The organism is Pseudoalteromonas sp. PPB1 (assembly GCF_015356275.1).
Lineage (GTDB): Bacteria > Pseudomonadota > Gammaproteobacteria > Enterobacterales > Alteromonadaceae > Pseudoalteromonas > Pseudoalteromonas rubra_D.
Genome location: NZ_JACEQV010000014.1, coordinates 53640 through 67092, shown reverse-complemented (window position 1 = coordinate 67092; position 13453 = coordinate 53640). Strand labels below are relative to the sequence as shown.

The window sequence follows — 13453 nt, the reverse complement described above, 5'->3', positions numbered from 1 at the left end:
TCGGGTTAGTCACATAAACGGTTCAATCCGTTGAGTGCGGCAACCCGGTATGCTTCGGCCATGGTGGGGTAGTTAAAGGTGGTGTTGACGAAGTACTCAACATTATTGCCTTTGCCTTTTTGTTCCATAATGGCCTGACCAATGTGAATGATCTCGGAGGCCCGCTCGCCAAAACAGTGTATTCCGAGTATCTCTTTGCTTTCAGCATGAAAAAGCAGCTTCAGTGAACCAACTTCAGTACCTGTGATCTGCGAGCGTGCCAGGTGTTTGAATTGTGCTCGGCCCACTTCGTATGGGATTTTGGCTGCCGTCAGCTGTTGTTCGGTTTTGCCCACTGAGCTCATTTCCGGAATGGTGTAAATACCAGTTGGGATATCAGTGATCAGGCGATCATCGCACTTACCGTGCACAATCGCATGCGCCGCAATGCGACCCTGATCAAAGGCGGCACTGGCCAGGCTGGGATACCCAATCACGTCACCCACGGCGTATACATTGTCTATTTCTGTCTGGTAATGCTCATTGACTTTGAGCTGGCCGCGGCTGTCTGCTTTGAGGCCAATGGCATCCAGATTGAGTGAATCGGTATTACCAGTTCTTCCGTTGGCCCACAAAATGCAGTCGGCTTTAACCTTTTTACCCGATTGAAGATGCAGCACAACGCCCGTGTCCAGGGTTTCAACCTTGGCAAACTCTTCATTGTGTCGGATCACGATACCACTGTTCCAGAAGTGGTAGCTCAGTGCATCGGAGATTTCATCGTCCATAAACGACAGCAGTCGATCACGGGTATTGATAAGGTCAACTTTGGCACCTAAGCCCTTAAATATAGATGCGTACTCACAACCAATGACCCCGGCACCGTAAACCAGTACGCGCTGTGGGTTATGTGTTAAATCTAAAATCGTATCACTGTCATAGACGCGCGGATGAGCGAAATCGACGCCAGGTGGACGATACGGACGAGAGCCCGTGGCAATGACAATGGTCTGCGCAGTCAGTAGTTCCTGCGAACCGTCATGATGTTGGACCCGGATTGTGTGTGCATCGACAAAAGTTGCATCGCCCTGATAGAGGTGGATGCGGTTGCGGTCGTAGAAGCTTGAGCGCAGGCTTGACTGTTTGCTGATCACATTACTGGCATGATGCAGAATGTCCTGAAACGTCAGACGTTGCGGGCGTTCGCTGAACCGAAACAGTGGGTTCGATTTGTACTCAATCAAACGGCTGACAGAGTGACGCAGTGCTTTGGAAGGGATAGTTCCCCAATGTACGCAGCCACCCCCGACATCTTTTTGTCGCTCAATCACGGCGACTTTACGATTGCTTTTGGAGAGATTCATGGCAGCCCCTTCGCCGCCGGGGCCTGTGCCAATGATGATCGCATCATACTGGTATGATGCGCTTTGATTGGGGGTTTTTGTGGCGGTTTTTTTACTCACGGCCTCACCTTACATAATGACTTGTGAGGCGTTATTGGGTTAGCTGGTGGCGCCCTTTAACAACCTCGAGTTTAATGCCAGCCATGCCTGTTTTTGCGCTTCCCAGGCCTGTTCTAGTTCTTGATACTGTTTTAACAGGGCCGATTGCTCGCATTGCTCACGCATGGCATGCTTTTTCGTTTCCAGTACCTGCTTTTGCACGGCACAGAAGTGCTGAAGTTTTTTCAGCAATAAATCATACTCTTGTTGTAACAATGTAAGCTTATCCTGCGCCAAAGGCAATTTCGCTAGGGTAACTTTAGTCTTATTTAATAAGGTTTCTGCCTTGGCTTTTTCTATCCGTTCAATAGGCGTTCGCTTCAGCTTGCTGGCCAGACCAAGATAAGAAAGACCCCGGATCATCCACTTGGTTGGATCATAATGATACCAGCGAATGCCATTGCGATAATCGCTGGCAAAGATATGGTGGAAATTGTGATAGCCTTCACCATAGGTGAGCAGGGCCAGAAAACCATTGTCTCGAGCGGTGTTTTTCTCGGTGTAAGGGCGTTTTCCCCAGATGTGTGCCAGCGAATTGATAAAGAAAGTAAAGTGCTGGCTGAGCACGAGCCGTAGCACACCGGCTAATAATAGCATCCCGATGATGTCGCCCAGCATCAAGCCCAGCAGCAGTGGAATGCCGATATTGGTAAGTAACACCAGCTTCAGGTAGTGCTTGTGTTGCCACATCACGATTTTGTTGCGTTGTAAGTCGCGGGCATTGCTGTAGTCACCGTAGCTGTCTCCCTGATAGTCTCTGAGCATCCAGCCGATATGGCTGTACCAGAAGCCTCGTGTTGCGGCATAGGGGTCTTTGATTGGATCGTCGACCTGACCGTGGTGAATGCGGTGGTCACTGCTCCAGTGCAGTGCGCTATTTTGCAACGCAAAGGCACCGCCCAGTGCAAAGAATACCTGCATAACAGGGTGAACGTCATAGGCCTTGTGGGCCCACAGGCGATGATAACCTGCGGTGATCGACATGCCGGCGTAAAACATACACCCGACAAACGCAATCCAGTGCGTTGCACTGTATCCATATTCGAACCCATACCAGGGGACTAAAGTAATGGCAGCAAGAAAGGACAGACTAAAGAATAAGACATTAGTCCACAATAACGGGGGTTTTTTCATTTTTTAAATCTCAGCGTACACTTGTACGCTAAAATAGTATTTCAAACTTGCGTCGTCAAGTATTAGACTCCCACTATTGTCGATCTGAGCTAATAAATTATAGGAATAGCGTCCATGTCAGGTGTTCGTGCCCAGCAAAAACAAAAAACGCGCCAGGCGTTGATTGAGGCAGCGTTTAATCAGCTCAGTGCTGAGCATAGCTTTACCAATCTTAGTTTGCGTGAAGTTGCCCGAGAGGCGGGGATTGCGCCGACCTCCTTTTATCGTCACTTTAAAGACATGAATGAGCTGGGGTTGACAATGGTGGATGAAGCTGGCCTGACCCTGCGCCAGCTGATGCGTCAGGCTCGGCGCAGAATCGCTAAGGGTGGCGGGAGCGTGATCCACACTTCGGTACTTACCTTTATGGAATTCATAGAAACTTCCAGTAACCAGTTTCGATTGCTGTTGCGCGAACGCTCTGGCACGTCCCCGGCGTTCAGGGCTGCTGTCGCCAGAGAGATCAAACATTTCATCATGGAGTTGTCACATTATCTGGAGACCGAAACACCGTGTGATGCCAGCCATGCTTATATGCAGGCAGAAGCCATGGTGACCTTGGTCTTCAGTTCAGGCGCGGAGGCGTTAGATCAGGATGCGCAGCAACGAGCCGAGTTGACCGAGCGGTTGATCTGGCAACTCAGATATATCGTTAAAGGGGCGTCAGGTTATCAAAAAGAGAGTCAGATACAGGCAACGACCAAAGCACCGGGTCAGTAACCTGATCCGGCTTACTGGCATGATATAATCAGATTTAAACCGCTTTAATACGACATCACAAGGATAGCGCAGTATGCTACTTATGATAGACAATTATGATTCTTTTACGTTCAATTTGGTGCAATATTTTCAACGCCTTGACCAGGAGGTTGTGGTGCATCGCAATGATGCGCTGTCGATCTCTGACATTCGCGCACTAAACCCGGATCATATTGTAATTTCTCCTGGCCCTTGTTCGCCTAACGAAGCGGGTGTGTCTCTGTCGGTCGTTGATGCGTTTCAAGGGCAGATCCCCATTCTGGGTATCTGCCTGGGGCATCAAACGATTGCTCAGGCTCTGGGGGCACGCGTCGTGCGTGCCAGGCAAGTTATGCATGGTAAAACCTCAACGCTGGTGCATAATCAGCGGGGTTCATTCAACGGGTTACCTGCACGCTTTGAGGTTTGTCGGTACCACTCTTTGGTTGTGCAACAAGCAAGTCTGCCAGACGCTCTTGAGGTGACAGCCTGGACGCAAAATAGTTCGGGTGAACTAGATGAAATCATGGGCTTATGCCATACTGAGCGGGCGTTGGAAGGTGTCCAATTTCACCCTGAGGCCATTCTGACCGAGCATGGTCTGCGGCTACTTGATAACTTTATAAGTCGCTTCTAACCTTAGAAAAGTAACCCCCGACAATACCGGAAAAGAACATAATTGATGACAGATGACATTAGGCAACTTAGGATCGCACAAGCGCTGGCAGAGCGTGCCCATGATGTACTAATTAGCCATAACTTTGCGCAGCAGCAGATCGGCTACATTCATACCTTTGATATGAATTTTGGCGAGCGGATACCACAACGCACAATGCTTGAGGTCGAGCTTGCTGCGGCCGCCAAACGCCAGGAGCGCAGTACCAGTCATCATAAGTATATTGCCAAAGCCAGCACCCATCTGCATCAGGTCATCGAAACCGCCATTAATACCCAGCTGGAAGATTTAGATACGATTTATCATGAAGTGGTGGGTATTCAAGAGGCGGTGCCAACGGTATTAGACATTCTGGCTGTGAAGTCGGCATCTGTCGGACGCTTGGAGCCATTGGTTAATGACTTATCCTGGATGGGCCGAGATCTGGTGTCTTTGGTGAATCTCCCTCAATACCGTAAAAAGAGTGCGAAAGGCACAGCCGTGAAGGTTGATACACCGGCATTGGCGTTAAGATATCTGGGACTGGAAAACTTGCAAATGGTGATCCCCACATTTGCAGTACGCCATTGGATGCCTCATTCAACCGAACCTTTTCCATTACTAAAGCGCAAGTTGCGTGATATGAGTATGGCAACCTCCATTGCGGCTAAAACCCTGGCCCCGTTGTATGGCGTAAAAGAGCAACATGCGTTTACGCTGGGTATGTTGTTGGATGTCGGCAAAATTGCCCTGACGCGGCTATATTTGCGTACCTTTGAGCGGGTCTGGCAGGGTAAAGTAAAGATTGCCCGTGATAAAAAACAAAAAGACTTGCATACCGCTCTGGTTGGTTTGGAGCCTGATCCTCTGTTCCTGCGTAACTTACTGCTGGAGCACTCCGCCACGGTGTCACAGTATCTGATTGAGCGCATGGAGTTTCGTTATCTGCCGTTCAATGCCGCTATTGAAGAGTTTGCGCAAAGCTATCTGCCAAAGGCGAATAATCATGCTGCCGACCAATTACCTCTCACTCAGGTAGTGCGTAAAGCCTATTGCTATGCGCAGTATCAGGTCCTAAAAGATACCCATTTATTAGAAGCGGATGAAGCCAAAGATTGGCTTGCCTTCAACCAACTCACCCGCGAAGAGCAAGATCTGCTGTCAAAAACAGCACTGCAAAGCCTACAATTGACTATCCTGTAAAAAAAGCCACACTTTTTTCCCGCTTATTCATTCATCCCGGGTAAGCGGAGGATCTCAGTAAACACCTTGAAGTTATAGGGGCGTTAATTTTAAGCGCCTTAATAGTTATTCACTGAGAATGCAATTATATACTAATCCCTTGAATATAAAGGGCTAGCACGGTGTTTAATATGAGACAAATGCGCTTTTTTTTGAAATAATGAGCGTATGAATTTTGCACCAATTGGGAAAAATTCAGGTCTTTTACATCGCTGTCGCTGAGATTTCATGTATCACTGCCTGCCCCGGTTGAGTGCTGTACTCACCAAAATGAGGAATCAAAATGACTATCAATCGTGAACTTTTCGATCAGGTAATGGTGCCTAACTATTCACCTTCTGCAGTAATCCCGGTTAAGGGTGAAGGTGCGCGCGTATGGGACCAAAATGACAAAGAATACATCGATTTCGCGGGCGGTATCGCAGTAAATTGTCTGGGTCATTGTCATCCGGCACTGGTTGCAGCGCTGAAAGAGCAGGGTGAGAAAATCTGGCACCTGTCTAACGTAATGACCAATGAGCCGGCACTTCGCCTGGCGAAAAAACTGACTGATGCGACCTTCGCAGACAAAGTTTATTTTGCAAACTCTGGTGCAGAAGCAAACGAAGCCGCTTTAAAACTGGCGCGTCGTTGGGCTTTGGACAAATTCGGTGAGCAAAAATCACAAATCATCGCTTTCAACAAAGGCTTCCATGGCCGTACTTTCTTCACTGTTACTGTGGGTGGTCAGGCTGCGTATTCTGATGGTTTCGGTCCTAAGCCGGGCGATGTTGTACACAGTGACTACAATGATCTGGCAGCTCTGGAAGCGCTGATTTCGGACAACACTTGTGCCGTTATGATGGAGCCTCTGCAGGGTGAAGGCGGTATCATTTCCCCAGAAGCGGACTTTGTGAAGGGTGTACGTGCACTGTGTGACAAGCACAATGCATTGCTGATCTTTGATGAAGTACAAACGGGTGTTGGCCGTACTGGTGATTTATATGCTTATCAGGGACTGGGTGTAACGCCTGACATCCTGACAACGGCAAAGGCGCTGGGCGGTGGTTTCCCTATTGGCGCAATGATCACAACCGCAGAGATTGCAGAGCATCTTAAAATTGGTACACACGGTTCTACCTATGGCGGTAACCCGCTGGCATGTGCGGTTGCAGAAGCTGCGCTGGACACGGTAAATACACCGGAAGTACTGAATGGCGTGAAAGAAAAAGAAGCCTTGTTCCGTGAGCTATTAAACGACATCAACGAGAAGCATCAGGTATTCAGCGAGATCCGTGGTAAAGGTTTGCTACTGGGTGGCGTACTGAACGACAAGTATCAGGGTAAAGCAAAAGAGTTCCTGGTTGAAGGTATTAATCAAGGCGTCATGTCTTTGGTTGCCGGTGCCAATGTTGTGCGTTTCACGCCGTCTTTGGTGATCCCTGATGCGGATATCCGTGAAGGTATGGCACGCTTTGAAGCGGCTGTAGCGCGTGTGGTTGCAAACAACGCCTAATTTTAGTCGGTGACATGTGGGTCGCACTTATATGTGCGACTCAGCTATCTACATTTTTTGAGGAGTAAGCGGGCTCATGATGATCCTTCGCCCAATCCAGAAAAGCGATTATTCAGCGCTTTTGAACATTGCCCAGGAGTCGGGGCATGGCTTTACTTCATTGCCGGTCAATGAAGAATTGCTGCAAAACAAGATCGAACGTTCAGTTGCTTCATTTGCTAAAGAGACAGATGTGCCTTTTGATGAAGGCTACTTATTTGTACTTGAAGACAGTGAAACAGGCGAAGTCGTTGGCACCAGTGCCATCGAAGCCGCAGTGGGTCTTGATGATGCCTTCTATCACTACCACTTAAGTAAAGTGATCCACTCATCGCGGACTTTGAATGTTTACAAAGCAGTGGATATTCTAACCCTGTGTAATGATTACACCGGTGCCACTGAGTTGTGTACATTATTCCTGCGCGATAAATATCGTCGCGGATTAAATGGCAAATTATTGTCAAAGTCACGCTTTATGTTTATCAATCAGCATCGTGATCGCTTTGCAGAAACGGTGATTGCTGAGATGCGTGGTGTCTCTGATGAAAATGGCGACAGCCCATTCTGGCAGTGGCTGGAAGAGCACTTCTTCTCAATGGACTTCCCAACGGCGGACTACCTGACTGGCATTGGACAGAAAGTATTCATTGCCGAGTTGATGCCTAAGTACCCAATCTATGTCAATCTGCTGAGCAAAGAAGCCCAGTCAGTTGTAGGTGAAGTACACGACAATACTCGTCCGGCAATTGAACTGCTCAAGAGCGAAGGTTTTACCTTTAATGGTTATGTCGATATTTTCGATGCCGGTCCAACCGTAGAGGCCAAAGTCGACAATATCCGTACCGTGCGTGAAGTTCGTAAGTACATTGTACGCATTGATGATCAGGTTAAGATCGACGCAGAAGGTTCCCCCGTGATGATAGCTAATGATAAACTAGCGGGATATCGTGCGACGGCGCTGACGTTAGCGCTACCAGAAAAAGCAACGGAAGTTGCCATCCCTGGTACGGTAGCTAAGGCCCTTCAGATCGCTGACGGTGATACCGTTAGTATTGCAACTCTTTAATTGGGAAAGAATTATGACAACACACGCAGCACAGTTTATCAATGGTGAGTGGCGCTTAGGTGAAGGCGCAGCGTTTGCTTCGGTAAACCCGGCAAACAACGAAGAGATCTGGCGTGCAAACGCGGCAACCGCAGCGCAAGTTGATAGCGCCGTTAAAGCCGCACGTGAAGCTTTCTACACCTGGAGCGAACTGGCGTTTGAAGAGCGTCTGGCCGTGGTTAAGCGTTTTGCTGAACTACTGAAAGAAAACAGTGAAGCCCTGGCTGTCGCCATTGCTCAGGAAACAGGTAAGCCATTGTGGGAAACGCGTACTGAAGCGGGTGCCATGGTTGGTAAAATTGCCATTTCTGAAAAAGCCTACCATGAGCGTACGGGTGTGGTTGAAAACCCAATGCCAGTGGGCCGCGCTGTGATTCGTCACAAAGCCCATGGTGTGGTTGCTGTTTTTGGTCCTTATAACTTCCCGGGCCATCTGCCTAATGGCCATATCGTTCCAGCATTGCTTGCAGGTAACACCGTGATCTTCAAGCCATCAGAACTGACGCCTTATGTTGCAGAGCTGACATTGAAGCTATGGGAACAGGCGGGTCTGCCAAAGGGTGTCGTTAACCTGGTACAGGGTGAAGTTGAAACGGGTAAAGCATTGGCGTCGCACAAAGGCATCGATGGCTTGTTCTTCACCGGCTCTTCTCGCACCGGTCACCTGCTGCACGAGCAGTACGCAGGTCAGCCAGGCAAAATCCTGGCGCTGGAAATGGGTGGTAACAACCCACTGATCGTGAAAGATGTGGCTGATACCAAAGCAGCTGTACATGACATCATCCAGTCGGCATTTATCTCAAGTGGTCAACGTTGTACTTGTGCGCGCAAACTGTTCCTGCCTGAAGGTGAACAGGGTGATGTGATCCTGGCGCAACTGCTTAAAGCGACCAAAGCGATTAAGATTGGTAACTATGATGCTGAAGATCAGCCGTTCATGGGCTCTATGATCTCTAACAACGCCGCTGCTGGTATGGTTGCAGCACAACAACAGTTGGTTGAGCTTGGTGGTGAGGTTCTGCTTGAGCTGACACATACTGAAGGTACAGGTTTTGTAACACCTGGTATCATTGAATGTAGCAAAGTAACAGACTTCCCGGATGATGAGCACTTTGGTCCGTTGTTGAAGGTTTTCCGTTACAGCGACTTTGATGCGGCGATTGAAAAGGCCAACGACACCAGTTTTGGTCTGTCTGCTGGTCTACTGGGTGACAATCAGGCGGATTATGAGCACTTCCTGCGTCGCAGTCGTGCTGGTATTGTTAACTGGAACCGTCCTATCACGGGTGCTTCAAGCGCAGCCCCGTTTGGTGGTATCGGCGCATCTGGTAACCACAGAGCAAGTGCTTATTATGCAGCAGATTACTGTGCATACCCTGTGGCTTCGGTAGAACTAGACAAAGTAACTTTGCCAGGTACCTTGAGTCCGGGCCTGACAATCGAGTAAAATCCTAAATGGTGAGAGCCCCCTTAATTGCTAAGGTGGATTATCGTTAGATTCTCACTCTTTAGTATTGGAAAAAGCAGCCTAGCGTAAAACTTGGCTGCTTTTTTGTTGGTCAGCAAATATCAAAAGTAGCAATCAAAACTAGTTTCTGCTTAAATCAATAGGAGATGTCATTGATACATTCAGGTGGGCAATATATGGTTTTAGATAAACAAGGATACGATGAGTTAGTCATGTACCTAACGCAACACTTAGCCTTGTTTGAGAAGCCGGGTGTGGTGAAAGCCAATGCACCTAAGGTGTTGGAGTTAATAGAAGATGTGATTGCTGAACACGTGATCCGCCTCTGTGAGCAACAGACCGGATTGACGACCGAACAACGTAGCCTGATTGTCAGAGAAGTTGACGGCATCGTATATGATTTGCAGGAAGTACTCTCCAGCGTCACTGAGCAGCGCGTAACCGAAGAACAAAGAGAATTTATTGAAGAATTCGCCGGGTTGGTGAAAAATCTGTTCGATAATGCAATTAACTGACACCGTTTTGGCTGTCAGGTAGTAAAGATAACACCGCCTTATGGCGGTGTTATTAGTTTTAGGAACTAGAGGAATAATAAACATGCAAGCAAGTGTGAAGTGGGTTGATGGCGATACCTTTATTGGGCGTTCTCATTCTGGTCATAACGTGGTTTTTGATGCCGGTGCTGAAAGTGCTGCACCCAGCCCGATGGAAATGGTGTTGATGTCGGCAGGTTGTTGCTCATCGGTGGACGTGGTGAGTATCCTGAAAAAAGCCAAGCAGGATGTCAGTGATGTCACTGTGGAGCTGACGGCTGAGCGCGCTGAGAGCGCACCTAGAGTATTTACAAAGATCAATCTACACTTTGTAGTGACTGGCAATAATGTGTCTGAAAAGCACCTAGCACGCGCCGTGCAATTGTCTGCTGAGAAGTACTGTTCTGTGGCCTTAATGCTTGAAAAAGCAGTAGAAATTACCCATAGCCATGAGGTGGTTGAAAACAGCGCAAAATAGTGCTTTTTCGAGACGCTATTTTCGTATAAAATCCGCGAACTTTTATTTCTGCAGCGCAGATTTTCACGTTTTAAGGTGGGTCTATCGTGAACAAGCCCTTTGATAAAATTAAACTCCATGGCTTTAACAACTTAACTAAGAGTTTAAGCTTTAGTATCTATGATATTTGCTATGCAAAGACCGAGCAGCAGCGAAAAGAATATCTGGAATACATCGATGAACAGTATAGTGCCGATCGTCTGACCGACATTCTGCGCGATGTTGTCGATATCATTGGTGCCAATGTACTGAATATTGCACGTCAGGATTATGATCCTCAGGGGGCGAGTGTCACCATTTTGGTATCGGAAGAGCCAGTGGAACAGCAGACATTCGACAGTAATGAAGCGCCTGGTCCGTTACCGGATTCGGTTGTTGCGCACCTGGATAAAAGCCATATCTGTGTGCACACCTACCCTGAAGCACACCCGCACGATGGCATTTGTACGTTCCGTGCTGATATCGAAGTATCGACCTGTGGTATTATTTCTCCGCTGAAGGCGCTAAACTTCCTGATCCACAAGTTGGAGTCAGATGTGGTGACTATCGACTATCGTGTACGTGGTTTTACCCGCGATGTGAATGGCGTAAAACATTACATAGACCATGCGATCCACTCTATCCAGAATTACATGACGGAAGACACCAAAGAGGCGTATCACATGGTGGATGTGAATGTGTATCAGGAAAACCTGTTCCACACTAAGATGATGCTAAAGGAAACCGACCTGAATACTTATTTATTCGGCATCACGACGGATGACCTGAATACTGAAGAGGAAGAGCAGATCCGTGAGCGTCTGAATCGCGAAATACAGGAAGTATTCTACGGCCGCAACCTGCCAGAGTAATGAATAGATACTAATAAAAAAGGCGCTCATCGAGCGCCTTTTTTCATTAGGCTTACAGATCGTATGTGAATGTCAGGCCAAATACCCGAGGCTCACCATACTGAACATAGTTTCGTGCTGTGTAGCCATCACGTGGATCATTACCAAAGTAAAATCCTCTGACGGGCACGTCGCGATCGGCCAGATTACGTCCCCAGGCAGTTAATGACCATTGTTCACCATAATAACTCACACTGGCATTGATCAGGTTTTGGCTCGGTGCTTGCTCATTGTGGCTGTCCGAGAAGAAATAATCATCTTTCCCTTCCAGGCCCAGCGTGACCACCAGGTTTTCCAGGATGTTGTAGTCTGCTGCGAACGCATATTGATACTTGGGTGCCTGTGCTTGCTCACGGCCGTCAAAGTTATCACCTGCTGTGGTGATAAAGTCTTCAATTTTAGTATCCAGATAACCCAAACTGTAGTTCAGCGTCAGCTGATCAGTGATCAGGCGTTGGCCTTCGATTTCCAGACCATAGTTCTCACCTTTACCTGCATTACTGATGAAACCGGCAAACTGTACACCATCGATTTGCCATTGCTTAAGCTGCATGTCTTCGCGTTCCATGTAGAAGGCGGTGACTGCCAGCGTGTGTTTTTTATCTTCAGACTGGCCTTTCACACCAAACTCTGCATTCCACAGATATTCTGGTTCAAAAGAAAATGCTGAGGCAGGAATGCTAAAACCATCATCTTTGGCTTTTGCCAGTGCTTCGCCATTGGCACCACCGACTTTATAACCGCGACTCAGGCTCGTGTAGATCATAGTACGTGGGACAACCTGATACTCCAGTGCCAGCTTACCGCCCACCATGGTTTCATCTTGTTCGATATTAAAGCCGTTGGAATCGAGGTATTCACTGTCGTAGCGCTCAACCCGTAATCCTGTAATTAAGCGGGTTTGCTCATTCAGATGTGTGACTTTCTGGCCAAATAATGCCTGGCTGGAGACATCATAGCTAGACTTAAACGATGCGTTATTGCGATCTAAGTCAACGTCACGACGCTGTGCGTAGGCACCAAGAACCCAGTCGCCTTGTTTGTCTTTGAGTTTAACTTCCAGGCTGCCGCGTTCATGATCGCGCAGATAACTGTCGAAGCTGACATAGTGATCAGGGTGTAACCCTGCAGCGCAGAGTTGAGCCTGGGTTGCGTCATGGCACGTCCAATCTTCGTCGTAGCTATACTCGGTATCTGCTTGTAATCCAGTCCCCTGAACTTCTATATCAAAGGCGCTCAGGCCCGTATAAAGTGCACTGAGTGCAAAGGCGTCACTGTTTTGTGTGTCTTTACCTGGTTGGTTGGCCACGCTATTACGTGTATTGTCTAACGTGAATCCGTCGTAGCCATTATCAATATCAATGTGATGCACAGCCAGGTTCACAGCCAGAGCCTCTGTTAGCTGGCTATTTAGTTTCAAACGTGCCAGTCGTTCCTGTTGATCCTGAGTCGGTTTGTTCAAATAGAGGTTATCGACATACCCGTCAGAGCCTCGTTGGTACAGGCTGATACGGGCGGCCGTGTTGTCTGTTAATCCAGTACCTGCGGCCAGACCCGCTTCGTAGCTATTATAATTCCCTGCGCCGACACGTAGTTTAAGAGCTGTATCTTGAGTGGGGGCATGAGATTGAAGATTGATGATCCCGCCCATTGCATCGGCACCAAAGCGTGTGCCCTGAGGGCCGCGGTACAGAGTGACCTGATCAATATCGAATAGCAGAGCACTGCCACCCAGGCCAGAGTAATTAATGCCATCGACCAGCATGCCAACACTGGGGGTGATTGGATCGACAAACTGAGAGCGCAGGCCAACCCCCCGGATCTGCACAAAGCGGCCGCGCGATGCACCGGCGGTAAAGTTAACGTTTGCTGTGCTGTTCAGTAGCTCATCGAGATAACTGGCGCCGCGATGGGTCACTTCAACTTCACCCATCACACTGGCACTGGCACTCAGTGTTTGTAGAGATTCTGTTTGAAAGTCGCCGGTGACTTCAATGGTTTCAAGGGGCGCGGTTGTGCGTGATTCGTCAGCCACGGCTTGGTATGACAGGGCAGCCAACAGGCTAGTGCTAAGCAGAGAAAGTTTAAGCTTCATGTCTTATCTTGTTCCATTTTTA

The 13453-nt window shown here is 48.3% G+C and carries 12 protein-coding genes; 9 read left to right on the top strand and 3 right to left on the bottom strand.

The genetic code is table 11. The annotated features are described in order from the left end of the window. Window positions 1-5: 5 nt before the first annotated feature. Together sthA and IY568_RS15190 are read right to left on the bottom strand one after the other, a co-directional pair. On the bottom strand, window positions 6-1442 hold the full coding sequence (gene sthA / locus IY568_RS15195) for a Si-specific NAD(P)(+) transhydrogenase (protein ID WP_194868015.1): 1437 nt from the start codon (window positions 1440-1442) through the stop codon (window positions 6-8). Between the two features lie 39 nt (window positions 1443-1481). After that, on the bottom strand, window positions 1482-2615 hold the full coding sequence (locus IY568_RS15190) for an acyl-CoA desaturase (RefSeq protein ID WP_125563104.1): 1134 nt from the start codon (window positions 2613-2615) through the stop codon (window positions 1482-1484). A gap of 114 nt (window positions 2616-2729) precedes the next feature. Here IY568_RS15190 and fabR point away from each other — a divergent pair, with 114 nt between their 5' ends. From fabR to speD, 9 genes are all read left to right on the top strand, one after another. Next, on the top strand, window positions 2730-3374 hold the full coding sequence (gene fabR / locus IY568_RS15185) for an HTH-type transcriptional repressor FabR (protein WP_125563106.1): 645 nt from the start codon (window positions 2730-2732) through the stop codon (window positions 3372-3374). 73 nt (window positions 3375-3447) lie between these two features. Further along, window positions 3448-4029, top strand: a complete 582-nt coding sequence (locus IY568_RS15180) for an anthranilate synthase component II (RefSeq protein ID WP_125563108.1) — start codon at window positions 3448-3450, stop codon at window positions 4027-4029. A gap of 45 nt (window positions 4030-4074) precedes the next feature. Then, window positions 4075-5250 (top strand): HDOD domain-containing protein, encoded by a 1176-nt coding sequence (locus IY568_RS15175; protein ID WP_010386238.1) that lies wholly within the window; start codon window positions 4075-4077, stop codon window positions 5248-5250. Window positions 5251-5572: 322 nt separating this feature from the next. Then, the gene (locus IY568_RS15170) at window positions 5573-6784 is read left to right on the top strand and encodes an aspartate aminotransferase family protein (RefSeq protein WP_138537816.1); all 1212 of its coding nucleotides are present in this window, start codon (window positions 5573-5575) and stop codon (window positions 6782-6784) included. 76 nt (window positions 6785-6860) lie between these two features. Then, the gene (gene astA, locus IY568_RS15165; RefSeq protein ID WP_194868014.1) at window positions 6861-7889 is read left to right on the top strand and encodes an arginine N-succinyltransferase; all 1029 of its coding nucleotides are present in this window, start codon (window positions 6861-6863) and stop codon (window positions 7887-7889) included. A 13-nt stretch (window positions 7890-7902) separates the two neighbouring features. After that, window positions 7903-9375 carry a succinylglutamate-semialdehyde dehydrogenase gene (gene astD / locus IY568_RS15160; RefSeq protein ID WP_138537815.1) on the top strand — a complete coding sequence of 491 codons (1473 nt, stop codon included), beginning with the start codon at window positions 7903-7905 and terminating at the stop codon, window positions 9373-9375. Window positions 9376-9572: 197 nt separating this feature from the next. After that, entirely contained in the window at window positions 9573-9911 is a 339-nt protein-coding gene (locus tag IY568_RS15155; protein WP_010386242.1) for a DUF3802 family protein, read from the top strand. Between the two features lie 82 nt (window positions 9912-9993). Beyond that, window positions 9994-10407, top strand: a complete 414-nt coding sequence (locus IY568_RS15150) for an OsmC family protein (protein ID WP_125563116.1) — start codon at window positions 9994-9996, stop codon at window positions 10405-10407. Window positions 10408-10493: 86 nt separating this feature from the next. Continuing rightward, window positions 10494-11297, top strand: a complete 804-nt coding sequence (speD, locus tag IY568_RS15145; protein WP_010386245.1) for an adenosylmethionine decarboxylase — start codon at window positions 10494-10496, stop codon at window positions 11295-11297. 52 nt (window positions 11298-11349) lie between these two features. Here the strand turns inward: speD and IY568_RS15140 are convergent, their stop codons facing one another. Continuing rightward, entirely contained in the window at window positions 11350-13431 is a 2082-nt protein-coding gene (locus IY568_RS15140; RefSeq protein ID WP_194868013.1) for a TonB-dependent receptor, read from the bottom strand. Between the last annotated feature and the right edge of the window lie 22 nt (window positions 13432-13453).